The 25,442-nt window shown below is 68.4% G+C and carries 17 protein-coding genes; 9 read left to right on the plus strand and 8 right to left on the minus strand.

Translation table 11 applies throughout. The annotated features are described in order from the left end of the window. Positions 1-6: 6 nt before the first annotated feature. Entirely contained in the window at positions 7-369 is a 363-nt protein-coding gene (locus tag AC3WLC_RS21240) for a DUF4180 domain-containing protein (RefSeq protein WP_493685902.1), read from the minus strand. Positions 370-548: 179 nt separating this feature from the next. Between AC3WLC_RS21240 and ccrA the strand changes: the two genes are divergently transcribed. Then, positions 549-1,823 (plus strand): crotonyl-CoA carboxylase/reductase, encoded by a 1,275-nt coding sequence (gene ccrA / locus AC3WLC_RS21245; RefSeq protein WP_493685903.1) that lies wholly within the window; start codon positions 549-551, stop codon positions 1,821-1,823. On the opposite strand, the gene AC3WLC_RS21250 is transcribed toward ccrA, so the two are convergent. Then, positions 1,790-3,025 (minus strand): acyltransferase family protein, encoded by a 1,236-nt coding sequence (locus AC3WLC_RS21250; RefSeq protein WP_493685904.1) that lies wholly within the window; start codon positions 3,023-3,025, stop codon positions 1,790-1,792. The genes ccrA and AC3WLC_RS21250 overlap by 34 nt on opposite strands. A 76-nt stretch (positions 3,026-3,101) precedes the next feature. Between AC3WLC_RS21250 and AC3WLC_RS21255 the strand changes: the two genes are divergently transcribed. Next, a complete protein-coding gene (locus tag AC3WLC_RS21255; protein WP_493685908.1) occupies positions 3,102-3,998 on the plus strand; it encodes a LytTR family DNA-binding domain-containing protein in 897 nt (298 codons plus the stop codon). 10 nt (positions 3,999-4,008) lie between these two features. Here AC3WLC_RS21255 and AC3WLC_RS21260 read toward each other — a convergent pair whose 3' ends face one another. Next, complete coding sequence (locus tag AC3WLC_RS21260; protein WP_493685909.1) at positions 4,009-4,866, minus strand: YihY/virulence factor BrkB family protein; 858 nt, start codon at positions 4,864-4,866, stop codon at positions 4,009-4,011. A gap of 148 nt (positions 4,867-5,014) precedes the next feature. On the opposite strand from AC3WLC_RS21260, the gene AC3WLC_RS21265 reads away from it, so the two are divergent. The 7 genes from AC3WLC_RS21265 to AC3WLC_RS21295 all read left to right on the plus strand — a co-directional run bounded on the left by AC3WLC_RS21265 (position 5,015) and on the right by AC3WLC_RS21295 (position 18,747). Next, complete coding sequence (locus AC3WLC_RS21265) at positions 5,015-5,899, plus strand: DMT family transporter (protein ID WP_493685910.1); 885 nt, start codon at positions 5,015-5,017, stop codon at positions 5,897-5,899. Between the two features lie 100 nt (positions 5,900-5,999). Next, complete coding sequence (locus AC3WLC_RS21270) at positions 6,000-6,767, plus strand: fumarylacetoacetate hydrolase family protein (RefSeq protein WP_493685911.1); 768 nt, start codon at positions 6,000-6,002, stop codon at positions 6,765-6,767. Between the two features lie 218 nt (positions 6,768-6,985). Continuing rightward, a complete protein-coding gene (locus tag AC3WLC_RS21275) occupies positions 6,986-8,956 on the plus strand; it encodes an autotransporter assembly complex protein TamA (protein WP_493685912.1) in 1,971 nt (656 codons plus the stop codon). Continuing rightward, complete coding sequence (locus AC3WLC_RS21280) at positions 8,956-13,278, plus strand: translocation/assembly module TamB domain-containing protein (RefSeq protein WP_493685913.1); 4,323 nt, start codon at positions 8,956-8,958, stop codon at positions 13,276-13,278. Before AC3WLC_RS21275 ends, AC3WLC_RS21280 begins: the two co-directional genes overlap by 1 nt. 501 nt (positions 13,279-13,779) lie before the next feature. Then, positions 13,780-15,171: a porin gene (locus AC3WLC_RS21285; protein ID WP_493685914.1), complete on the plus strand. Its 1,392-nt coding sequence runs from the start codon at positions 13,780-13,782 to the stop codon at positions 15,169-15,171. 212 nt (positions 15,172-15,383) lie between these two features. After that, on the plus strand, positions 15,384-17,723 hold the full coding sequence (locus AC3WLC_RS21290) for an OmpA family protein (RefSeq protein WP_493685915.1): 2,340 nt from the start codon (positions 15,384-15,386) through the stop codon (positions 17,721-17,723). A gap of 10 nt (positions 17,724-17,733) precedes the next feature. Further along, on the plus strand, positions 17,734-18,747 hold the full coding sequence (locus tag AC3WLC_RS21295) for a helix-hairpin-helix domain-containing protein (protein ID WP_493685916.1): 1,014 nt from the start codon (positions 17,734-17,736) through the stop codon (positions 18,745-18,747). A 122-nt stretch (positions 18,748-18,869) separates the two neighbouring features. Here AC3WLC_RS21295 and AC3WLC_RS21300 read toward each other — a convergent pair whose 3' ends face one another. The 5 genes from AC3WLC_RS21300 to AC3WLC_RS21320 all read right to left on the minus strand — a co-directional run bounded on the left by AC3WLC_RS21300 (position 18,870) and on the right by AC3WLC_RS21320 (position 25,413). Then, entirely contained in the window at positions 18,870-19,757 is an 888-nt protein-coding gene (locus AC3WLC_RS21300) for an alpha/beta fold hydrolase (protein WP_493685917.1), read from the minus strand. A gap of 212 nt (positions 19,758-19,969) precedes the next feature. Beyond that, a complete protein-coding gene (locus AC3WLC_RS21305; protein ID WP_493685918.1) occupies positions 19,970-20,341 on the minus strand; it encodes a MarR family winged helix-turn-helix transcriptional regulator in 372 nt (123 codons plus the stop codon). A gap of 107 nt (positions 20,342-20,448) precedes the next feature. Continuing rightward, positions 20,449-21,744: an MFS transporter gene (locus AC3WLC_RS21310; protein ID WP_493685919.1), complete on the minus strand. Its 1,296-nt coding sequence runs from the start codon at positions 21,742-21,744 to the stop codon at positions 20,449-20,451. Next, complete coding sequence (locus AC3WLC_RS21315; protein WP_493685920.1) at positions 21,741-22,901, minus strand: amidohydrolase; 1,161 nt, start codon at positions 22,899-22,901, stop codon at positions 21,741-21,743. Before AC3WLC_RS21315 ends, AC3WLC_RS21310 begins: the two co-directional genes overlap by 4 nt. Positions 22,902-23,274: 373 nt before the next feature. Next, complete coding sequence (locus tag AC3WLC_RS21320) at positions 23,275-25,413, minus strand: lytic transglycosylase domain-containing protein (protein WP_493685921.1); 2,139 nt, start codon at positions 25,411-25,413, stop codon at positions 23,275-23,277. Positions 25,414-25,442 lie beyond the last annotated feature (29 nt).

The following is a 25,442-nucleotide window of genomic DNA, read 5'->3' on the forward strand; positions in this document are numbered from 1 at the left end:
TCGCCCTCAGGCTGCGAGCTTGGCGTCGAGCGCCGCGATATCCTGGACGAACCAGAGCGCCTGGCCCTGGTTGCTCTCGTAGACGAAGTCGCGCAGCGCCTTGCTCTGTGCGCACTGGGCGCTGATGTCGCCGATGATGGCCAGGCGCACCCGGTAGTTGACGAATTTCTGCGCGACCTCGCCGGCAAGTCGCGTCGCGAGCTGGAAGAAGGCGGGATCGAGCCGCGCGACCGGGATCGCCACCATCGTCGCCTCCGCCGCCCAGGCGGCGCCGAGGAAGTCGTTGATGTCGCGCTCGGCCGCCAGCGTCGGGCCTTCTTCGGCGCAGACCAGCACGGTCGTGCCGTGAAGCTCTCGAATCATATCCATGGCGGCGGTATCGTCGCTCCTTCGGCATGAGACAAGCGGCGAGGGAACTTTCCGCCTTTTCCTCTTGTTTTTTGCGCTGCGGCATAATTCGATAGGAGTATGGCGCAGCGCAGCAATGGTCTGCATGATGCCGGTAACGCCACCGGATCAGCGGCGTGGCGACAAGGGAGAAAGAGCCGATGGCACAGCTGCAATCCGTCGCGAAGCCCGCGTTGAAGGATCTCTACGAGCTCGGCGAATTGCCGCCGCTCGGCCATGTCCCGGCCAATATGTATGCCTGGACGATCCGCCGCGAGCGCCATGGCCCGCCGCAGGACAGCTTCAAGGTCGAGGTGGTGCCGACCTGGTCGATCGGCGAGGAGGAGGTGCTGCTCCTCGTGATGGCCGGCGGCGTCAACTACAACGGCATCTGGGCCGGCCTTGGCCAGCCGATCTCGCCCTTCGACGTGCACAAGGGCCAGCTTCACATCGCCGGCTCCGATGCCTCGGGCATCGTCTGGGCCGTCGGCTCCAAGGTGAAGCGCTGGAAGGTCGGCGACGAGGTCATCGTCCACTGCAACCAGGACGACGGCGACGACGAGGAGTGCAATGGCGGCGACCCGATGTTCTCGTCGTCCCAGCGCATCTGGGGCTATGAGACGCCGGACGGTTCCTTCGCCCAGTTCTGCCGGGTGCAGTCGCGCCAGCTGATGCTGAAGCCGAAGCACCTCTCCTGGGAGGAATCGGCCTGCTACACGCTGACGCTGGCGACCGCCTATCGCATGCTCTTCGGCCACGCCCCGCACACGATCAAGCCGGGCGACAACGTGCTGATCTGGGGTGCCTCGGGCGGCCTCGGCGTCTTCGGCGTGCAGCTCTGCGCGGCCTCGGGCGCCAATGCGATCGGCGTCATCTCGGACGAGAGCAAGCGCGACTACGTGCTCGGCCTCGGCGCCAAGGGCGTGATCAACCGCAAGGATTTCAAGTGCTGGGGCCAGATGCCCACGGTGAATTCGCCTGAATATGCCGAGTGGACCAAGGAAGCCCGCAAGTTCGGCAAGGCGATCTGGGACATCACCGGCAAGAAGGATGTCGACATCGTCTTCGAGCATCCCGGCGAGGCGACCTTCCCGGTTTCCTGCCTCGTCGCCAAGCGTGGCGGCATGGTGGTGTTCTGCGCCGGCACCTCCGGCTTCAACATCACCTTCGATGCCCGCTATGTCTGGATGCGGCAGAAGCGCGTGCAGGGCTCGCATTTCGCCCATCTGAAGCAGGCGAGCGCCGCCAACCAGTTCGTCATCGACCGGCGCGTCGATCCCTGCATGTCCGAGGTCTTCCCCTGGGACAAGATCCCGCTCGCCCATCACAAGATGTGGAAGAACGAGCATGCGCCGGGCAACATGGCCGTGCTGGTCTACGCCCCGCGCACCGGCCTGCGCACCTATGAGGACGTGGTCGAGGCGCTGGAGGGCTGAAGGCCTGAAGCGGACAGGCGTTTGCGCCTGTCCGCCGCGATCCCGAACAGCGGTCTCAGCCAGCCGACGCGCCGGGCGATCTCATAGCTCGCGGCGCAGCTCAGCGCCGTGATGGCGATGACCAGCGACGCCTCCTGCGCGGCCGGCAGCGCGAGCGGCTTCAGCCAGTGCGCCGCGAGAATGATCGCGGTCTGGTGGACGATGTACCAGCAGAACACGGCGTCGACGAGATAGCGCCGGACTGGCCCATCACGCCGGGAGAGGTGCCGGCGGGCGAAGCCGAGGATGGCAACGATCCAGCACCACTGGTCGAGCCCGTAGACGAATGGCCCGACGAGGCGGCGCAGTTCGAGGGGCGGCTGCGCGCGTAGCCAGAGCATTGTGATGAACGCCGCGACGGCGAGGACGAGTGCCAGCCAGCGCAGTTGCTCGGTCCGCTCGGCCACCACCTGCGAGCGCGCGACGAAAAAGCCGAACAGGAAGCAAAAGCCGTAGAGGACATGCTGGTACCAGTCGCCGACAACGATGTGGCTCGGCGGGAAGCTCGGAAAGACCAGCAGGCGATTGAACGCGAGCAACAGTGCCGGTCCGAACAGCAGAAGCAGGCCGGGTAAAGCGCGCTCCAGCAGCCGCTCGCCGCGTGTAGCCAGACTTGGCGCCAGCGCGATCAGCCCGGCGAGCGCCATGGTGTAAAGCCAGAGATAGGCGACGAACCAGAGATGGTTCCAGGTCGGCAGGATGATGCAGCTTTGCCTGCCGTTCTCGATTCGGCAGAAGCTCTGGTCGAAGGCGAGATAGTGCCCGAGCCAGAAGTCGAGATAGCTGCTGGAGAAGCCGAGCTTCTCGACCAGTTCCGCGAAGGATTGCGGCGGCACCACCACCAGCATGCCGAAGGCGAGGGGGATCAGTAGCCGCGCCGAGCGCCGTCTCCCGAAGGCTCCGACCTCGTATTTGCTCAGCATGAAGCGCGTCGCCGCGCCCGAGACCAGGAAGAGCAACGCCATCCGCCAGGGATTGAGCAGCAGCATCAGCGGCTCAAGCTCGCGCAGCCGGTGGGCGCTCTTCACATGGAAGCCCCATGACACATAGAGCATGCCGACATGGTAGAGGATCAGCAGGCCGAAGGCGCCGATCCTGATCCAGTCGAGATCGAGCCGGCGCTCGGCGCTCTGTGGTGACGAATGATCGGTTTGCGCAGGCATGGCGGCTGTCCCTTGCTCGCCCCGAGCAGGCCGGCATGGCTGCGCAAAGGTCGAGACGGTGCGGGACGAGCAGCCGATGCTGCGTGACGAAAGCCAGCGGGCCGGGATGAGTGGTGGCGAAGCCGTGACGAATGGTGGCGAGCGCGCGCCGCGCGACGGCGCCGTCCGTTTGCCGGGCTGGCTGCCCTATCTGGCGATCGCGCTCGGCACGGCCGCAACCTGCCTCGTCAACGCCTTCTCGACCTCGCACGATCTTGCTCGCCTCGGCCGCGCCGTGCCGCTCTGGCAGCCCTTGCTCTGGGAAGCGTCGAGCGGTGTCGTGATTCTCGCGCTGACGCCGCTGGTCCGGCGACTTGTGCTTGTGTCGCTGGCGCGGGCCGCTCGGCCCCTACAGCTCGCGGCGCTGCATGCCGGCGCGATCCTCGCCTTCTCGGCGCTGCATGTCGGCGGCATGGTTCTGTTGCGCAAGCTCGGCTACTGGGCCGCCGGCGCTGGCGGCTACAGCTTTGGCGTCTCCAGCGGCAACCTGTTCTACGAACTGCGCAAGGATATCCTCGTCTATCTACTGCTCGCTGCCGTTTTCTGGGTGTTCGAGCTCTGGCGGCGTCATCCACAGCCGCAAACCACCGCTGTCACGGCCGCTCCGTCTTCGGGCTTCTGGCTGCGTGACGGGACCATCAATCAGCGGCTGGAGCGGGCTGATGTCGTCGCGGTGGTCTCGGCGGGGAATTATGTCGAGTACTGTCTGGCGAGCGGCAAGCGCCACTTGATCCGCGCGACGCTGCAAGCCGAGGAGGAACGCCTGCGCCCGCTCGGCTTTTCCCGCATCCACCGCACCCGGTTGGTCAATGCCGCCCGCATCCGGCGCATCGCCGGCAAGCCGTCGGGTGATTTCGACGTCGAGATGGATACGGGCGAGAGCTTCGCCGGCAGCCGTCGTTACCGTGACGGTCTTGCTGATCTCACACCTTGACGGCGAAAGCTCACAGCGAGCTCAGCACGTCCCCGGCTGACTTGTCCGGCGCCCGGTGCAACGCGATCGCGGCGTTGAGCTCGGCGCCGTAGAGAAATACTGCCGCCAGCCAATAGAGGAAAACCAGCGCGATCATCGCTGTGGCGAGGCCGGCATAGGTGGTGACATAGGCTCCGGCGAAGGAATCGAGATACCAGCCGAAGCCGATGCCGCCGAGCAGCCAGACCACCAGCGTCATCAGTATGCCCGGCCACAGCGCGCCGATATGCGGGGCGCGGGCCGGCAGCAGCCGGTGGGCGACGCTGAGCGCCAGGATGATCAGCACGGTCGCGCCTGCGATCCGCAGGAAAGCGAGCAGGAAGCCGAGCGGGGCCAGCGCCGGCGCGAAGCCGACGACGCCGCGCCAGATCAGCGGGCCGAGCACGACCAGCAGCGAGAAGGCCAGCATGAAGATCGCGCCGCCGATCACATAGACGATCGATTCCAGCCGCGTCTGCCACCAGCTGCGCCATTCATAGGCCTCGTAGGCGCGGTTGAGCCCGATCCGGACCGCTTCGACTCCCGAGGAGGAGAAGTAGAGCGCCAGGATCGCGCCGAGTGTCAGCGCGTCGGTCCGCACCGCCGACAGCACCGAGTGCACCTCGCGGGCGATCGGCTCTGCGATCTCGCGCGGCCAGGCCTGAAGCAGCAATTGCGCCGCCTCGTCCGCTGCCGCCTGCGAGCCGAACAGGCCGCCGAGCGCCGTGACGAGGATCAGGAACGGGAACAGCGACATCAGCACCGAGAGCGCGATGTGGCTGGCGATCGCCCAGCCGTCATGGGCAATGAAGCGCTCGAAGGCGAGGGCGGGAACTGAGCGCAGCGACATGCAGGTCTCGGGCGGGGCAGGGCGGTGATTGTCGCTGGTTCGGGGCTTCTGGCAAGACGGGAGCGCGCGACAGACATGGCCTCACAGCGTCCGCATGCGGCGACAACTGCCGCTATCCGGCCTATCAGGCCCGTAGAAGGCCGCCGCCATGTTCGATTCTCCGCTCTTCCTGCGTCTGTCGCCGGCGCTGTTCGTCTTCCTCTGGTCGAGCGGCTGGATCGTCGCCGGCTATTCGGCCCGCTATTCCGACGCACTGACCTTCCTCTCGGTCCGCTTCGGCTGCGCCGGCCTCGCGCTCGCCGTGCTCGCCTTCGTTCTCCGTGCGCCCTGGCCGAAGACGCGACGCGCCCTTTTCGACTGCGTCGTCGCCGGCATCCTGCTGCACGCCATCTATCTCGGCGGCGTTTGGTGGGCGGTGCGCCATGGCTTGCCGGCCGGCGTCTCCGGCCTGATCGCAGGGTTGCAGCCGGTCCTGACCGCATTGTTCGCGCCGCTCATCATGCGCGAGAGCATCTCGCCGATCCGCTGGCTCGGCATCGTCTTCGGCTTCGTCGGCATCGCGCTGGTGCTGGAGCCGAAGCTGGTCGGCGTCGCGCCCGAGGCGCTGCATGCGGTGGCGCTGCCGATCATCGTCAACGTCGTCGGCATGCTGTCGGTCACGCTCGGCTCGTTCTGGCAGAAAGCCCGTATCGTCGAGGGCGATCTGCGCACGGTGACGGCGGTGCAGTACATCGCCGCCTTCCTGTTCACGCTGCCCTTCGCCTTCCTGCTCGAGCCGATGCGGATCGAGTGGAACCTGACCATGGGCCTGGTTCTGGCCTGGTCGGTGCTGGCGCTCTCGCTCGGCGGAATCGGGCTCTATCTCGTGATGATCCGCCGCGGCCAGGTCTCTCGCATCGCGACCTTCCTTTATCTCGTGCCGCCTGCAGTCGCGATCGAGGCCTGGATCCTCTTCGGCGAGACGCTGACCGCAGTCCAGCTCGTCGGCATGGCGGTCGCCGTGCTCGGCGTCGTGCTCGCCAGCCGGAAATAGTCCTTGGCCCGATGCTGGGTTCCCGCAAGCCGGTCGATGCTGTAGCCAGAGAGCATGAGGCGGCAGGAACCTGCCTGCTGGCGACAGGGACGAGACGACCATGGCTGTGACGACCGAGACTCTTGCTGGCGCCTTCATCGCCGCCCGCCGCGGCCACAAGCTGGTCGATATCGCGACCCTGCCGGTTCCCGCCGACGTCGATGCCGGCTTCGCGGCGCAGGCCGAGGTCAACAAGGGCATGGGCTATCCGCTCGCCGGCTGGAAGGTCTCGCTCGGCGAGGGCGGCCGGCCGATGGCTGGGCTGATGCAGGGGCCCTATCTCAAGTCCGGCGACACCTATCGCGGCGTGCACGGCGCCGAATTGCGCGTCGAGATCGAGCTCGCCATCCGCCTTGGTCGCGACATGCCGCTGCGCCCCGGCCAGCCCTATACCCGCGAGGAGCTGATCGACCATTGCGACGCCGCCCTGGTCGGCATCGAGATCGTCGAGAGCCGCATCGCCGACTGGACCAATGTGCCGTTCCCGCTCTGGCTGGCCGATGCGATGGGCCATGGCGGCTATCTGCTCGGCCCCGAGGTTCCTTTCAGCATCTTCGACGACGTGCCGGCCCTGAATTGCACGGTCGAGCTCGACGGCGACGTGCTCTATGACCGCCAGGCCCTGCATGCCAATGGCGATCCGCTGGTCACGGCGCTCGCCTGGGCCAACCGCCCGGTCGAGGGGCCGCTCGGCCCGCTCAAGGCCGGCCAGATCATCACCACCGGCAGCCTCTGCGGCGGCGTGCTGGCGCCGACGGTCGGCCCCGTGATCGCCCGGCTCGACCCGGTCACCGCGATCTCGTTCGCGCTGGCGGAACAGGGCGATTGAGCGAGGGACGCAATCAGTTTGCTGCCGTTCAACAAAGCGCGGATGGCGAACGATTCGTTCAGATTTTCGGTTGACGGTAGCCTGATCCCGAGCGTCGAATTGTGATCAATCGGAGGCGCGATCACAAAATCAACGCATTCGCTGCGTTCTAGTTGGGTTGCGTTGGAGGTTTGATGCGGTCATGGCGAAGGGGCAGGATCGGCATTGCCGGCGGAGGCTTGGTTGCTTTCGCGGCGATGCTTGCCGGTGAGATTTCGCCGGCCCGCGCCTTCGACCTGTCGTCGTTCGACGTCTTCAACCTCTTCGGCAGCAAGGACAAGCCGCCGCCGGTCAGCGAGACGACGCTGCCCTATGAATTGAAGTTCGAGCTCGGCGACGTGCCCGATGCCAGCGCGCTGAAGCGCAGCATGCAGGACGCCTCGCTGCTCTATCGCCTGCGCGAGGATGCGCCGCCCGACGGCGAGACCTTGGCCCGCCGCGCCGCCGCCGACATCAATCCGCTGATCGATGCGCTCTGGGCCCAGGGCTATTTCAACGCGCAGGTCGCGATCGCGGTCGATGGCGTCGCGGTGACGCAGGCCGGCGAGCCGCCGCCGGGGCTCGCGCCCGCGGCCGAGCGCTACCGCAACCGCGCACCTGCGCCGATCGTCGTCACCGTCGATCCAGGGCCGCAATTCTCGCTGCGCAATATCGACATCGTGGCGAGCGGGCGCCGCGATCCGTCGACGGTGATCTCCGACCCCGGCAAGGTCTCGGGCCTCGTGCCCGGCGCGCCAGCGCTCTCCTCCTCGGTCCGGGCGGCGCAGGTCGCGCTGGTCGATTACTGGCGCAACAAGTCCCGCCCGCTCGCGCGCGTCGTCGAGGTCCGCCCGGTCGTCGACCACGCCGCCAAGACCATGGACGTCTCGCTCCTCGTCGATCCCGGCCCGGTGGCCGGCTTCGGCGACGTCTCGATCACCGAGACCGGCGACATCCCGCCTGAGGTGATCCGCTCCTTCATCTACCTGGAACCGGGCGAGCCCTATTCGCCCAAGGCGCTGGCCGACACGCGCAAGTCGATTGCGACGATTCCCGCCGTCGGCTCGATCCGGATCCGCGAAGCCAAGGGGCTGGATCAGACCGGCAACCTGCCGATCTTCGTCGAGGTCAACGAGCGCCCCAAGCACCTGCTCGGCTTCTCCGCTCGCTATTCGACGATCGACGGCCCGGCGGTGAAGACCTATTGGGAGCACCGCAACCTGTTCGGCGGCGCCGAGCGTCTGCGGCTCGAAGCCTCCGTCTTCTTCGCGCCGCGCATCGACGGCACCAAGGTCCAGCGCTTCGGCGATTTCGAGCCGACCGATCTCGGCGCCCGCTTCTCGGCGAGCTTCCTGAAACCGGCGCTCGGCGGCAGCCGCAACGACTTGCTGATCGATGCGACCGGGGTGCGCGAGCGTGTCGGCACCAACCGCTATGGCGGCTACACCGCGCGCTACGCCAATATCACCACCGCGATCCGCCATCGCTTCAGCGACGTCTTCTCGATCCAGGCGGGCATCGAGGCCGAGCGCGGCCAGACCAGCGACGTGCTCGGCCAGGTCGACTACACGCTGGTCGGCGTGCCGCTGTCGCTGCGCTACGATTCGACCGACAATCAGCTCGATCCGACCCGCGGCATCAGGGCCGTCGCCTCGGTCACGCCCTATGCCGCCTTCGGCGACAACGCCGCGCCCTTCGTCCAGAGCAAGGCCTCGATCTCCGGCTATTACGCGCTCGACGAGGATGCCCGCTACGTCCTCGCCGGCCGGGTCGGGCTGGGCTCGATCGTCGGCGCCGACCTCGACGAGGTCCCGGCGACGCGGCGCTTCTATGCCGGCGGCGGCGGCTCGGTCCGCGGCTATGCCTATCGCACCCTCTCGCCGCTCGGCCCGCTCAATCACCTGACCGGCGGGCGCAGCCTGTTCGAGGCCTCGGTCGAGGCGCGCATCAAGATCACCAACACGATCGGCATCGTGCCCTTCTTCGACGCCGGCATGGCCTTCGCGTCGGAATTCCCGAACTTCAAGGAGAAGGTCCAGTACGCGGCCGGTCTCGGGCTGCGCTACTACACGCCGATCGGGCCGATCCGGCTCGACGTCGCCGCTCCGCTCAACCCGCGCAAGGGCGACAAGCCCGTCGCGCTCTATATCAGCATCGGGCAGGCCTTCTGATGGGCGCGCTCCGCATCTCGCGCCTGCTCGCCGGCCTCGCGGCATTCGTCATCGCCGCGGCCGTGGTCGTCTTCACCGGCCTTGGCGGCTTTGCCCAGAACGCCGGCGAGCGCGGCGTGCTGGCCGATCTGATATCCAAGGCGCTCTCCACCGACGGCAGCCAGGTCTCGATCGGCGCCGTCGACGGCGCGCTCTCCTCGGACGCCTCCATCCGCGACATCGTCATCTCCGATCGCGACGGCCCCTGGCTCCGGCTCGATCGCGCCCGGCTGGTCTGGACCCGCTCGGCGCTGCTGCTGCGCCGTCTCGAGGTCAACCGGCTGGAGATCGGCAAGCTCGAGATCCTGCGCAAGCCGGTGCGGGAGCCGGGCGCACCGCCGCCGGCCGACAATTCGCCGATCCTGCCCGAATTGCCGCTCAAGGTGATCGTCGAGGCGTTCCAGCTCGGCGAGCTGGCGCTCGGCCCGACCGTGATCGGCGCGCCGGCCCGGCTGTCGGCGACCGGCGCGGCCCGCCTCGGGCCGCCCAATGAAGGCCTCGATTTCCGGCTTGCCGGGCGTCGGCTCGACATGGGCGGCACGCTCGACGTCACCCTGCGCTTCGTGCCGCAATCGACGCAGCTCCAGCTCGCGGTCAAGCTCGACGAGCCGGCTGGCGGCCTGATCTCGACCATCGCCGACCTGCCTGACCGGCCGCCGGTCAAGCTCGACCTCACCGGCGACGGTCCGCTCGACCGCTTCCGCGCGACGCTCGCCTTCACCGCCGGCCCGACCATCGGCGCCAATGGCACCGCCGATCTCACTCGCCAGGGCGCGGGGCGGCGGCTCCTGCTCGCACTCGATTCGCGCATTGCCGGCCTGATGCCGCCGCCGGTCGCGCCGGTCTTCGAGGGCTCGACCCGGCTCGACGGCACTGTCGGGTTGGCCGATGACGGCGCCGTCTCGGTCGACCAGATGGCTCTGGTCTCGGCGCTGGCGCGGCTCGACGTGAACGGCCTCTACGGCGCCGACAAGAACCTCGACTTCAAGATCACCGCCGCCGCGCGCCCCAATGCGGAAGGGCGCACGGTCGCCTCGGGCGCAGAGATCGCCAAGCTCGCCTTCGACGCGACGATCAACGGGCCGGCGGCCGGCCCGCGCGTCAAGGCCAGCCTGCAGGCGGAAGGCGCGAGCGTTCCGGCAGGCAAGCTCGGCAAGCTCGACTTCAGCTTCACGGCAACGCCGACCGGCGCCCTCAATGACCCGGCGACGCGCACCGTGCTCGTCTCCGATGGCGAGGCGTCCGGCGTCGCGCTCGCCGATCCCGGCCTGGCGCGCTTCATCGGCGACCGCCTGCGCTTCACCTTGCGCGGCACGGCCTCGGAAGGCGGTGGCGGTGAGTTCGAGACGCTGAAGCTTTCTTTCGGGGGGGCCGAGCTCGCCTATGCCGGCCGCCTCGATCCGGCTCGCATCCTCGGCAAGGTGCAGGCGCGGCTGCCGGATCTCTCCCGCCTCAGCACGCTCGCCGGTCGTTCGCTCAAGGGCGCGGCCAATGTCGGCGCCGATGTCGATGCCGAGCCGAAGAAGAAGCTCTATGCCGTCAAGCTCGATGGCGGCGCCGAGTCGCTGACGCTCGGCCAGGAGGCGCTCGATCGCCTGCTCGCCGGCAAGCTCACCCTCGGCGGCGAGATCCGGGTGCCCGCCAGCAGCGGCCTGGTGGTCAATGGCCTGCGCGTCGCCGGGGCCCATGTCGCGGCGACCGCCGACGGCGCGCTCGGCGCGCAGGGCTCCAGCTTGCGTGCCAACATCGCGATTCCCGATCTGCGCCGGGCCGATCCGAAACTCTCGGGGCAGGGTGCGTTCGACGCGACGCTGACCGGGCCGCTCGACAAGCTCGACGCGACGCTGAAGGCCGGGATCAGCAACGCCACTGCGCTCGGCCGGCCGGTGCCACGCTTGGCGCTCGATGCAACCTTGCGCGATCTGCAGGGTGCGCTCTCCGGCGACGCCAAGCTTTCCGGCGAGGTCGACGGCCGCCCGGCCACCGGTGCCTTGCGCTTCGCCAAGCGCGATCCCGGCGGCTGGGCGCTGCCGCAGCTCGACATCGCCATCGGCTCGGTGACGCTGAACGGTGCGCTCGATCTCGACGCTTCCAATCTCGCCGAAGGCAATCTCAAGCTCGCCGCCCGCAATCTCGATGATCTCTCGGCCTTGGCGCTCGCCAAGCTCGGCGGCCGGATCGAGGCCGATGTGAAGCTGGCACGCCCGACCGGTGGCCAGAATCTCGATCTGAAGGCCAGCGCGCAGAAGCTTGTCGCGCCTAGCGTTTCGCTCGATCGGCTCGATGCCGACATCGCCATCGTCGACGCGCTGCGCAAGCCTCTGATCAACGGGACGGTCCAGATCGATCGCGCCGTCATCGCCGGCGAACCGGTGAGCGCGATCCGCCTGGTTTCCAGGGGTGGGGCCGACGCCAGCGACATCAGCCTCGATGCCAATGCGCGCGGCTTCTCCCTCGCCTCGAAGGGCCGGCTTTCCGTCTCTGATCCCCTACGCTTCGACCTCGCCAGCTTCACCGCGACCCGCGACGGCCGCAAGATCGCGCTCGCCAAGCCGGCGAGCTTCACCGCGATCGATGGCGGTGTTTCCATCCGCGATCTCGCCATCGCGCTCGATGGCGGCAGGATCACGCTCGACGGCCAGGCCGGCAAGGCGCTCGACCTGCGCTTTGCCGCGCAGAATGTGCCGTTGTCGGCCGCGCGCCTGGCGTCGCCGACGCTCGACCTCTCCGGCACGCTCGATGCGGAAGCCACGATCAAGGGCACGCCCGAGGCGCCGACCGGCCCTTGGCGCCTCCGCATCGCCCGCCTCGTCGCGCCGCAGACGCGCTCCGCCGGGCTACCGCCGATCGAGATTTCGGGGCAGGGCGCGCTCAATGGCCGGCAGACCAGCCTCGACGCCAGCCTGAATGCCGGCCGCTTCGTCAGCCTGACGGCCAAGGGCACCGCGCCGCTCGGCGGCGAGGGCGCGCTTGATCTTTCCATCCAGGGCCGCGCCGATGCGGCGCTCGCCAACACCCCGCTCGCCGCCGACGGCCGGCGCCTGACCGGCCAGCTCGCGCTCGACCTGCGCGCCGGCGGCACGCTCGCCGCCCCGCGGCTTTCTGGCGGTGCGACGCTCTCCGGCGGCAGCTTCAGCGACGCGCTCCAGGGCGTGAAGCTGACGGGGATGGAGGCGCGCATTGCGGCCAATGGGCCCGAGCTCGTCATCGAACGCTTCGCGGCGCAGACGCCGGGCGGCGGCACGCTCTCGGCCCGCGGCAACGTCAAGCTCGATCCGGAGGCCGGTTTCCCGGGTACGATTCGCATCGAAGGCCGGCGCGCCCAGCTCGTCGACAGCGGACTGGTCCGGGCGGTCACCGATCTCAATCTCGACCTCGCCGGCCCGCTGGCACAGCGGCCGCGCATCGGCGGGCGCATCGATGTCGTCACCATCGAGGTCGCCGTGCCCGATCGCCTGCCATCCAGCTCGCGGCCGGTCGACGGCATCCGACACGTCAACGCCAAGGGCCAGGCCGCCGCCCGCCTCGCGGCCGAGCGCCGGGCGCGCGCCGTCGCGAATCGCAAGGGCGCCCGCGCGCCGGCCTTCGACGCGGTGCTCGACATCACCGTCTCGGCGCCGGGGCGCGTCTTCATCCGTGGGCGCGGCATCGATGCCGAGCTCGGCGGCGACCTGCGCGTCGGCGGCACCTCCGGCGCGCCGCAGCTGACCGGTGGCTTCGATCTCAGGCGCGGGCGACTCAATCTCGCCAGTCAGCGCCTCGATTTCAGCAAGGGCCGCGTCACCTTCTCCGGCGACGTCATGCCGACGCTCGACTTCGTTGCCGAGACCCGGGCTGCCGACGTGACCGCGCGGATCATCGTCTCCGGCGAAGCCTCTGCGCCCGAGTTCACTTTCACCTCCTCGCCGGAGCTGCCGCCGGACGAGGTGCTGTCGCGCCTGCTCTTCGCCCGTGCCTCCGGCTCGCTCTCGCCGTTCCAGGCCTTGCAGCTCGCCCAGACCGCGGCCCAGTTCTCCGGCGCCGGCGGCGACGACGTCTTCGAGCGCATCCGCCGCTCGCTCGGCGTCGACAACCTCGATGTCCAGATGGGGCCGGGCGGGCCGACTGTCGGCGTCTCCCGCTCGATCTCCGACAACATCACCCTCGGCGTGAAGGCTGGCGCCAAGCCCGAGGACAGCGGCGTCTCGGTCGGCATCGACGTGACCCGCCGCCTGAAGCTCCAGGCCGAGACCAATGCCGACGGCAGCGCCGCGGTCGGCGTCGGCGCCGAGTGGGAATACTGACGTCCCGCATTCGCTCCGGCGCGCCGGAGCCTCCTTCGTCATTCTCGACAAGCGGCGCAGCCGCGATGGATTCCGGCGCTTCGGCCGGAATGACGGTGAGATTTGTTCTGGTATGCGGCGCCGTCAGGCGACTCAGGGGCAGGCCCGGACGCGCGAGATTCGCCGGCGAGGCGGCCCGTAAAGCTCGCAAACGGCCCTGTTCGGTTAACGCTCTCTTAAGTTCGCCGGTCAAAGCGTGGCTCGACTGCAACACCGGGGGGTAAAGCGGGTCCTTGGCGGGGACTGTGGCGTGATCGTGGTTGATCGGCGGCCGGGCATTCGTAATGGTGACTGTGCGGCGGGACGTTCCCGGTCGCTGTTTTTCGTCTTCGCCTCCGAACGGTTCGGGGACGCGGGCGAAAGACCGGGAATAAGCGAGTTCGCCGGATAGGTCTCCTGGGGCTGCCGGTTAAGGAACGCGCCGAAGCCCGAGGGTCTCGAAACTCTTTTGGAGGTAATCAAATGAAGCTCGTCAAGAGCCTCCTCCTCGGTTCCGCCGCCGGCATCGCCGCGGTTGCCGGGGCTCAGGCCGCCGACCTTCCTTCGCGGAAGGCCGCTCCGGTCGAGTACGTTCGCGTTTGCTCCGCTTATGGCGCGGGCTTCTTCTACATCCCGGGCACCGACACCTGCCTGCGCGTCGGTGGTCGTGTCCGTGCTGAGTACACGGTCGGCACCCGCTACGGCAGCAGCCAGGACGCCTACGGCACCCGCGCTCGTGGCCGTCTGAACATCGACGCCCGCACCGCGACCGCCTACGGCACGCTGCGTACGTTCTTCCGCTACGAGCTGACCAACAGCTCGGGCTTCTATGCCGGCACCATCGGCGGCAACCAGGGCATCATCGCCCCGGGTCAGGCTCGTAACGGCGCCGGCGGCGCTGGCACGGCTTCGCTCGTCGACCTGGCCTTCGTCCAGTTCGGTCCGATCACCGCCGGTCGCGCTCAGTCGTTCTTCGACTTCTATGCGAACGACCTGACCTTCTCGACCTTCCGTACGGCTGACTCGCGCCTCAACCTGTTGGCCTACACCGCCACCTTCGGTTCGGGCTTCTCGGCCACGGTTTCGTTGGAAGATCGCAACACCGGTACCGGCCAGCGTGAAAACGGCGCCTTCGGCCGCTTCACCGGCGCTGGTCTGGCTCTCGCCGGTCAGGACTTCCCGGATGTCGTCGCCTCGCTGCGCGTCGATCAGGGCTGGGGCTCCGCTCAGCTGTCGGGTGCTCTTACCCAGCGTAAGGTCCTCTCGACCGTCGACGGTCTCGGCAACATCGTCCAGAACAGCGCGGACGAGTACGGCTGGGCCATCCAGGGTGGTGTGAAGATCAACCTGCCGATGCTTGCGGCTGGCGATCACATCTTCCTGCAGGCCGCCTATGCTGACGGCGCTCTTGGCTACCTCGGCTGGGGTGGTCAGTACGGTTCGGGCCGCCTGAGCTCCTCGGTCGCTGGCAACCAGCTCGTGATCGGCGACATCGGCGTGACCGCGCTGGGCAACACCAAGAACTCGACCGGCTGGTCGGTCGTGGCCGCCCTGCGTCACTTCTGGACCCCGACCCTGCGTTCGGAGCTCGTCGCTTCGTACTCGGAGCTGAAGCTGGGCTACACCCAGGCTGCTGGCTTCTACGCTGCCGGCGCCCCGATCCGCTCGCTTGATCCGAAGGAGCTCATCGTTGCTGGTAACCTGATCTGGTCGCCGGTTTCGGGTCTCGATATCGGTGTCGAGGTGCTCTACACCCGCACCGAGCTCGCCTCGCGCGTTCTGCCGGTCGACAACAACGGCGCTCGCGTCGCTGGCTTCGGCATCAAGAACGACGACGCTTGGGCTGGTCGCCTCCGCATCCAGCGCGACTTCTGATCGATCTTCCGATCGTTCAAGGGAAGCCCCGGGGAAACCCGGGGCTTCTTTCGTTTTGGGGCTGAGCCTCACAGCGCGGAAACCCGATCTGATCACCACAAGGGCAGACGGTCCCTTGCTTGACTCAAGGATGCGATGGGGCGTGATTGGAATGGGTTTGCAGGCATCGGGATTCGGTGCGGGCGGCCCTTGGACAAGGCGGGGATTTCGGCATGGCGCGGCAGGCCAGTTGGCTCTGGGGGCTTGTTCCGCTGTCCCTGGTCTGGGTAGCCGCCAATGCGCTGAATACCGAGCCTGTTCGCCGCGACATCGAGGCGAGGGCACTCGCCGCGAGCGCGGTGGCGGGATCCGCATCGGGAGCGCGCGGCGTCTCGGTGCGTGTCAGTGGGCGCGACGTCTATCTCGACGGCGAGGCCGTCACGGCCGATGGCGCCAGCAAGGCGCTGGCTCAGCTGCAATCGGAATTCGGCGTCCGGCGCGTGCTCGGCGGGCTGACACAGGTCATCGCCCAGAAACCCTATAGCTGGTCGGCGATGCGGCAGGGCAATCTCGTGACGCTGTCCGGCTTCGTGCCGGACGAGGCGACCGCCATGGCGACGCTGTCGGCGGCGCGGGCACTGGCACCGGATCTGAAGATCGACGACCAGCAGAAGGTCGCTTTCGGCGCTCCGGTCGGTTTCGCCGAGCTCGCGGGCGCACTGATGGGCGATCTCGGCCGCCTCTCCGCCGGCAAAGTCGCCCTCGACGATGCCCGTTATTGCGTCGAAGGCACCGCCGCGACGCCAGAGAGCTTCCAGGCCTTGCGCGAGGCCGCTGCGGCTGCCGCTCCGAAGGGCTTCACGCGCGTCGACTGCATGCTCGCTCCGGCGACGGTGAGCCCTTATCGCTGGAGCGCTGAGAAGAGCGCATCCGGCGCGATCTCGGTCAGCGGCTATTACCCGTCCGATGCGATGCGTCGCGAAATCACTGCGCTGCTCGGCCGGGCTTTCCCTTCGGGCGCTGCGGTGAGCGATCGCATGCTGCTGGCGGCCGGCGAGCCGCCCGCCTTCGCGACCAGGGTGACGCGCGCCATCGCCGATCTCGCGCGCCTGCGCAGCGGCAAGGCCGAGATCGAGGGCGACGCCTATCGCATTTCCGGGCAGGGTCCTGCAGATCACGAGGCTTGCGAGGCGCTGAAGCTGAACATCGCGCAGGGTGACGGCCCCGATTCGGTCGCGCTCGCCAGCATCGCATGCCCACCGCCTCCGCCACCGGCGCCCAGGAGCGAGCCGGTGCCCGCTCCAACGACCGATGCGCCGCCGACACCGAACGCTCCGACACCGAGCACGCCTGCACCGGCCAGCCAGCCTTCGGCTCCGATCGCTCCGGTCCCCGCCGCGCCGAGCCCGGCTGCAACCACCGAGCCGCAGCCTGCGCCGCCTGTCGTACCGCGGCCGCTGCAATGGCGCGCTGAGAAGTCCGAAACCGGTATCGTCCTCTCAGGCGCCGCGCCTGATGCCGCGGCCAAGGCGGCCGTGCTAGCGGCGGCGCGTGCGGCGCTGTCCGGCGGCGAGGTCGTCGACCGGACGGTGATCGAGGCGAGCTCGCGCGGCGGTCCCGACTATGGCGAGGCGACGCGCTTTGCCCTCGGTCTTCTCGGCAAGATGGCACAAGGCAGCGTCTCGCTGGCCGGATCGGCGCTTAGCCTCACCGGCGCGGCGGCGGACAAGGCCGGCTGGCAGGTTTTGGAGGATGCGCTGAAGGCTAAGGCGCTGCCGGCGGGGCTCTCGCTCTCGGGCCGGCCGGCGCTCACCTTGCGCAGCTATGGCTTCAGTGCCTCGATCGACAAGTCCGGCGGCTATCTCAACGGCTACCTGCCCGATGCCGCGGCCAAGGACGCGATCGCGGCCTTGATCGAGGCGTCGCCCTTGCGCGGGCGTGTCAGCGACGAGACCGAAATCCTGCCGGCGGCGCCGACCGGCTTCGGGGTCGCGGCGCGCGGCGTGGTCCAGGATCTGCTGCGGCTCGACCTGGGCTCCGCCAGCGTGGTCGATCGCGAGGTCAATGTCCGCGGGCTGACCTGCCGCGGGCTGATCCGCGACGAGGTCGCGACCAATCTGGCCAGCGGCCTGCCGGACGGCTTTTCCGGCAGGGCCGAGGTCGGCATGCGCCAGACCGGCTGCGTCATCGATCCGCCGAGCACCTGCCAGAACGAGCTCGATGCGCTGACCCAGCGCTATTACGTGATGTTCGGCCAGGGCACCGCGGTCGTCACCCTCGATCCGGTGACCGAACGGGCCATGACCGAAGCGGCCGCCATCCTCAAGCAGTGCCCGGTCTCGCGCGTCACCATCGAGGGCCATGCCAATCTCGATGGCGAGCGCAGCGGCTTCAACAATCTCGACCTGTCGAACCGGCGGGCATTGCGGGTTCGCGAGGAGCTGATCCGCCGCGGCATCGGCCCCACCCAGCTCGAGGTCAAGGGCTACGGCACCGACCGTCCGCTGGTCGCCCATGGCGATCCGGAGGCGCGGGTGAAAAACCGCCGCGTCCAGTTCACCGTGGCGAAGTAGGAGACCGGCGATGCTCTATCTCGCGACACAGTTCGCCTGGTTTCTCCTCGCCGCCTTCGCCATGGGCCTGGTCTTTGGCTGGCTGACCGGCCGGGGCGGCCCGCGCGGCTTCGCCAGCGGCCCGGTCGTTGGCCTCGCCATGCTCTGGGCCGCTCTGGCTGCGCTGGTCTGGCTCCGGCTGGTCAACGATCAGGCGGCGTTCTGGATCGAGACGGCGCTGCTCTATCTGCTCGCCTATGCCGCCGGCTGCCTGATCGGCAGCCTGTTCGCCGGCGAAGGCGAGGCGCTCCCGGCGCTCGCTGCGCCGGCACCGCGCCTCGCCTTGCCGCAGCCGGCCCCGGCGCTCCCGGCACCTATGGCGCAGGCGAAGACCAGCGAAGCAGAGGCCGGCGAACCGGCCCCGATGCCAAAGGTCGACGGCGAGGACGCGATCGCCGGCAGACGCCCCGCCGGCTTCACCGCCGCTCGCGGCGGGCAGGCGGACGATCTCAAGCTGATCAAGGGGATCGGCCCGCAGAACGAGACACGCCTGCATGCGCTCGGCATCTGGCATTTCAGCCAGATCGCTACCTGGACGCCCGAAAACGTCGAATGGGTCGGCACCTATCTCGCCTTTCCCGGTCGGATCGAGCGCGAGGACTGGGTGGCTCAGGCAGCCGCGCTGGCGCGAACCGCAACCACGGTCGAGCCTGTGACGGCGGCTCCGCTCTCCGGCGCAGCGCTCGAAGGCAAGCGGCCGGGCAACCTCCTGCCGGGCGCGCGCGGCGGCAAGCCGGACGATCTTGGGCTGATCGACGGAATCGGCCCGGCGATCGCCGAGACGCTGAACACGCTCGGCATCTGGCATTTCGACCAGATCGTCGCGCTCGGACCGGGCGAGTTGCGCTTCCTCGCCCATCACACCGGCTTCCCGGGCCGTGACGTCGCGGAGCAATGGCAGGCCGAGGCCAAGATCCTCGCCGGTGGCGGCGAGACCGAGCATTCGCGGGCCGTCAAGGCGAAGAAGCGCAAGAGGAAGCGCTGAGTTTCGCGTCATGGTCGGGCTTGTCCCGACCATCCACGTCTTCACCCTGCCGATCGAATGCGGTGTTCATGACGTGGATGCTCGCCACAAGGGCGAGCATGACGGAGAACGGGCCGAAGCCGTCAAGCCGCCTGCTTCTCTGCCTTCGCGATCAGCCGGCCGATGCGGCGGACCATGTCCTTGCTGCCGAGCAGGGGGGCATGGCCCTGGCCTGGCGCGGTGAAGATCTCGCAGCGAGGATGGCGCTGCCCCATCTCCTCCAGCGTCTTCTCGGCCAGGAGATCGGAGTTCTCGCCGCGGATCGCCAGTACCGGGACATGGTTCAGCGCCGCGAAATAGGGCCAGAGCTCTGGCAATGGCGCTTCAAGGTCGAGCTCCTCCAGCGTCTTCAGCAGGCGGGGATCATAGTCCGGCACCAGCGCGCCATTGCGCTCGGTCCAGGTTCGGCGCGCCATGATCTCCCATTCGGCCTCGCTGAAGAGCGGGAACTGCTGGTCGGAGAGCCGTTTCAGGATCTCGGCGCCTTCGGCGAAGCTGCGCGGCGTCGGCAGCTTGCCGACATAGCCGCGGATGCGCAGCAGGCCGCGCGCATCGATCACCGGTCCGACATCGTTGAGCACTGCGCCGCGGATCGCCGCCGGTTGCGCCGCCGCCAGCGCCATAGTCAGGAGCCCGCCGCGCGAGGTGCCGACGAAGACGGCTTCCTCGACACCGGTGGCGGCGAGCACCTGCATGAGGTCGTCGAGCTCGACGCGGATGTCGTAGTCGTGCCAGTCCTTGGCGTAGTCGGAGCGGCCGCGGCCGCGATAGTCGAGCGCGAGCACTCGCCGGGGACCTTCCTCCGCGAGGGCAAGGGCGAGCTCGTGGAAATCGGCCGAGGTGCGGGCGAGGCCCGGCAGGCAGATGATCGGCAGGTTCGGCGCCGCCTGTGGCCCGTATTCGCGGACATGCAGCTTCAGCCCGTCACGGGCGCTGATGAAGTGGGGGCGGAAGCCGGTATCGGAGTTCATGCGGGGGGAGACTCGAGGGGCAGGGCGTCGTTTCGCACCTAACCATGGCGATGATTGAGGCGGAAGGCAGGTTCTCCTCAGCCCTCATCCTGAGGAGCAGCCGCAGGCTGCGTCTCGAAGGATGTTCCAGCTATCTCGGGAGCCTCCTGAGCATCCTTCGAGACGCCGCTTTGCGGCTCCTCAGGATGAGGGCTGAGGGAGTTCAAAGAGCCCTACGACGCACCCCAGCCCTTCAGCTTGGCGATGCAATGGTTGAAAACCGCGAGTTCTTCCTGTGTCAGGGCGGAAACGAAATCGCGCTCCATGACCTCGCCGAGGCGGTCGGCCTCCTGCCGGACGCTCTCGCCCTTCGCCGTCAGGCGCAGCGCCACGCGGCGCGCATCGGCGCTTTCGAGGTCGCGCCGGATATAGCCCTCGGCAATGAGCTTGCGCAGATGCTTCGACACCAGCGTCTGCTCGATGAAGCTGGCCTCCGACAGCGCCTTGGACGACAGGCCAGGCTGGTCGCCGATCGTCCTGATCACGCGCAGCTCGCGAATGTTCAGGCCGAGCTTCTCCTTGTAGACCCGCGAGGCTTTCGCCATCGCGGTCTGGTTGACCTGGTCGATCCGAAAGGTCAGGAACGGTTCGGGCAGGTCGATGCTCCTTCTGGCAGGCTGATGACCGTCCTACCCGATTTCGCCGGCCCGGCTCAACGCCGGGCCTCGCCACGATCGGCCTGCCAGAGCGCGAGCAGGGCCAGGACCGTGCAGGCGATCAGATAGTAGGACGGCACCATGTCCGAGCCGGTCTTGGCCACCAGCCAGGTCAGGGTGAAAGGCGCAAGCCCGCCGAACAGCAGCACCACCATGTTGTAGGCGATCGACATGCCGGTCGAACGCACGGTAGTCGGGAACATCCCGGCCAGCAGCCCCGGCGTCGGCGCCCAGATCGCCGCGATCGGCAGGGCGCAGATCGCTTGCACGATCAGCAGCCGCTCGAAGCTCGGCACCGTCACGACATAGGACAACAGCGGATAGGACAGCAGCGCGAAACCGAGCATGCCGCAGAGCCAGACACGGCGCGGGTGCCAGCGATCGGCGAGCTGGCCCATGATCGGCACGAAGATGAAGAGCAGGATGCCGCCGATCAGCGAGCTCAGCATCGCGCTGGTGAAGGGCAGCTTCAGTTGCCGCACGACATAGCCGGGCAGGAAGATGAACCAGACATAGTTCGAGGCGGTACCGGGGATCATGATGGCGCAGCTGCGCAGCAGGGCGCTGCGATGCTCGGCCAGCACGGTCAGGAACGGCGTCTGCCTGACTTTCGGGCCGCTATCCTTCTCGTATTCCGGCGATTCATCGACGAAGCGGCGGATATAGAAGCCGAGCGGCGTGATCAGCGAGCCCAGCAGGAAGGGCACGCGCCAGCCCCAGCTCTGCAGCGCTTCGGGCGTCATCAGCGTCGAGAGAGCATAGCCGGAGAAGGCCGCGAGCGCGAGCGCCAGCGCCTGCGAGCACATCTGGAAGCTGCCATAGAGCATCTTCTTCCGCGGCGGCGCGTATTCGACCAGCATGGCGGTGGCGCTGGCGAATTCGGCGCCGACCGAGATGCCTTGCAGGATGCGCGCGACGATGACCAGGATCGGCGCCAGCATGCCGATCGTGGCATAGCTCGGCGTCAGTCCGATCAGCACGGTCGAGAATCCCATGATCAGGATCATCACCGTCAGGATCGGCTTGCGGCCGAAGCGGTCGGCATAGGTCGAGAGCAGGACCCCGCCGACCGGCCGGACCAGGAAGGAGATCGCGAAGGTCGCCGCCGTCAGCAGTGCCGAGACCAGCGGGTCGGAGCTCGGGAAGAAGACCTGCGCGATGATCGTCGAGAAGAAGCCGTAGACCAGGAAGTCGTACCATTCGAGCCCGTTGCCGATCACCGAGGAGATCACGGCACGGCGAACCATCGAGGCCGAGCGCGGCTGGGCGGATTCGATCGTGGCGGCGGTCATGCGCTCGCCCCTTCCATGGCCTGGCGCGTGGCGATGCGGGCAAGGATGCTGGCGCCGACCGGCAGCAGGCGGTCGTCGAAATCGAAGGTCGGGTGGTGGCACATCGCGCCGGGCTGGCCGAGGAAGATGTAGGCGCCCGGCCATTGGTCGAGCATCAGCGCGAAATCGTCGGAGAAGGGCAGGGGCTTCAGGTCAGTCTGGACATTGCCAGCGCCGAGCACCTCGCCGGCTGCGGCCGCTGCGGCCGCAGCCGCGCGCGGATCGTTGACGCAGGGCAGGCAGCTCGCCTTCTGGCTGCAGACGATCTTGCAGCCCGACATCACCGCGAAGCCCTGGCAGATCGCGTCCAATTTCTGGAGGATCACTGCCTCGACCGCCGGATCATAGGTCCGGATCGTGCCGCTGAGCTCGGCCGAGGCGGGAATGATGTTCGGTGCGGTACCGGCCGTGAGGCGCCCGAGGCTGATCACCGCCGGCGCCAGCGGGTCGACATGCCGGCCGACGATCGAGGAGATCTCGGTCGCGAGCCGGGCCGCGACCTGCAGCGGGTCGATCGTGGTGTGCGGGGCTGCGCCATGGCCGCCGACGCCGTCGATCCTGATCTCGAAGGCGGCGATGCCGGCGAGCGTCGGGCCGGGCCGCACCGCGGCGGTGCCTTCGGCATAGAGCGGGATGGTGTGGAGCGCATAGACCTCCGAGCAGGGGAAGCGCTCGAACAGACCGTCCTCGATCATGCGCTTGGCGCCGAGCCCGACCTCCTCGGCCGGCTGGAAGATCAGGTGGACCTTGCCGCGCTTGGGCGGATTGGCCGCGAGGTGCCGGGCAGCGCCGAGCAGCATGACCGTGTGGCCGTCATGGCCGCAGCCATGGAAGCGGCCGGGCGCGGTCGAGCGGTAGTCGGCCCCGGTCTCCTCCTCCATCGGCAGGGCGTCCATGTCGGCACGCAGGCCGATGGTCGGGCCGGGCGCGGCGCCCTCGATCACGCCGACGAGGCCGGTGCCGCCGAGGCCGCGATGGACGGTGACGCCGAACGAGGCCAGCGTCTCAGCCACGAAGGCCGAGGTCCTGACTTCCTCGAAAGCGGTTTCGGGATGGGCATGAAGGTCGCGGCGCCAAGCCTGCAAAGTCGGCGCATGCGCGGCAATGTCCGGCAGCATCTGAACTCCTCCCTTGTGCGTTTGGAAGGGCAGATACTTGAAAGTTTCAAATATTGCAAATGGCAGGGATGATTGTTGCGGGGAGGGCACTTGCGACGCAGCGAAGCGCAAGGTGCGGTTCAGGACACGGAGTGCGATGGGACGAGGAGCGCCATTCCCTCTCCCCCTGCGGGAGAGGGCTAGGGTGAGGGGTCGCACGACCTTTCCGTCATGCTCGCCCTTGTGGCGAGCATCCACGTCTTGAACACCGCATTCGTCAAAGGAAGACGTGGATGGTCGGGACAAGCCCGACCATGACGGAAAGGCCAGCGCGACCCCTCATCCGTCAGCACGTCGCGCTGCCACCGTCGCCCGCAAGGGGGGAAGGGAATGCTCAGTCCCGCTTGCCGCCCCGCTTCAGGTCGTAGTCGATCATATAGGCGGTGCGCTGGTTGAGGCGCTGGCGGTAGACCTGCAGGTTCTCCATCACCCGCTGCACGTAATTGCGCGTCTCGGTGAAGGAGATGCGCTCGACCCAGTCGACCGCGTCGACCTCGGGCGTGCGCGGATCGCCATAGGCCGCGATCCATTTCTTCACATTGCCGGAGCCGGCATTATAGGCGGCGAAGGTCAGGATGTAGGAGCCGCGCCAGTCGCCGAGCAGGTCGTTGAGATGGGCCGCGCCCATCTTGGCCGAATAGAGCGGGTCCTTGGTGAGCTTGTCGAGCTCGAACGGCAATTGCGCCCGCTTTGCCGTCTCGCGCGCGGTCGCCGGCATCATCTGCATCAGGCCGAGCGCGCCGGCATGCGAGACCGCGGCCGGATCGAAGGCGCTCTCCTGCCGGGCGATGGCGTGGACGATGGCGCGCTCCATCGGATCGCCGACCGACGGGAATTCCGGCACGCCGAAGGTCGGGAAGGCGGCTTCGTCGAGCGGGAAGCCGCGCTGCAGCGCGAGCTTGCCGATGGTCAGCAGGGTCTTGGCGTCGCCGCGCTGGCGGGCGATGTCGGCGATCGCTTCGAGCGCGGCGGCGTCGTGCAGGCGCTGCGACAGGTCGATCAGCAATTGCCCAGCAAGATCGGGCGCCTCGATCGCATAGAGCAGCTTGGCCGCCTTGAAGCCGGGCAGATGCGCCAGCGGCGCCGCGATGGTGCGCCGCACCGGCAGGTCGGTGAGGCCGAGCCGGGCACGGGCGAGCTGGCCGTAATAGGTGATCGAGTGTTCGGCGGCGCGGGCGTAGAAGGTCTTCGCCTCGTCGGTTTTGCCGAGCGCGTCGGCGGCGCGGCCTTGCCAATAGGTGGCGCGCGCCACCGAGATCGGCGTCTCGGCGATCTTGGCGGCCTCGGCGAAATGCTTGGCCGCCCGCTCGGCATCCTTCTCGAAGCGCAGCGCGATCCAGCCGGCATGCCATTCGGCATCGATGCGCTCGGCCGTATCCTCGGCGCCATGGCCGGCGGCGACCGCATAGGCGCCCTTGGCGTCGCCCTCGTCGAGCAGCTTGCGGGCGATCAGCCGGCGCTCCTCCCACCAGCCATCACCATCGCCGAGCACAGCCGGGTCGCGCGGCACGTCGGCGATCGCCTTGGCGGCGTCGGCCGGCTTGCCGGAGCGGCGGGCCTGCTGCGCCTGCAGGAAGGCGAAGGAAATGTCCTTCTTGAGGGGCGCCGGTACGGCGTCGATCTGCTTCTGCGCGATCGGTCCCTTGGCCTTGGCGCTGGCGAGGCGGACCTTCGCGAGGGCGACATAGTCCTGCGAGACGCGGGCGGCGTTGCGCAGCGCCTCCTCGCTCTTTCCGGCGAAGAGATAGCGCTCGGTGCGCAGGCGATGATCGGCGGTGCTGAGCTTGTCGCCGAAATTATCGAGCACGATCTTTTCGAGCCCGGCGCCGAGATGGTCCTTGAGCCAGGTCCGGCGCGCGAGCGCCAGCGCCTCGTCCGTCTTGCCCTCGGCGGCGAGGGCCCGCGCCAGCGCGACGCGTCCGGCCGGACTGATCGGCTCGCGGCCATGGAAGAAGGCGCGGACAATCTCGGGTGAGCGCCGGTCGTTGACCAGCGCGGCTTCGGCCCGCCGGCGGAACGGCGTCGTGCCGGGGTAATTCGGGAAGGCGTCGAGGAATTCGGCGATGCGCTCGAAGCTGACGACGTTCGACAGGCTGCGCAGCGCCACCCATTCGAGCATGCCGCGCACCGCCTTGTCGTCGATGCCGCGGGCGATGGCGTCGCCTTCCTCGAGCTTGCCGGCGCGATAGGCCGCGACCGCCTTCTTCAGCGGTTCGAGATCGATGCGCTCCTCCGGCCGGAGGAGCGCGGCCGGCGGCACGGGCGATGCGGGCGGCTCGCTCTGCGGCGCGAGCGAGGCCGTCACGCCGACATCGACGCTCGCTGGTCCGGTATCGTCGCTCGTGTTGACGCGCGCCAGACGCTCGATCTGCAGCGGATGCGAGCCGTCAGGGCCCGCAGAGCAGGGTCCAACCGCAACAAGGATAAGCGTCAGGCCAGCTCCGAAGAACCGTCGGCCCGGCGATAGCGCCATCAAGGGGTCCCCCCAAGCAAGCCGGATCG

Source organism: Allobosea sp. GW821-FHT03A12 (assembly GCF_058986765.1).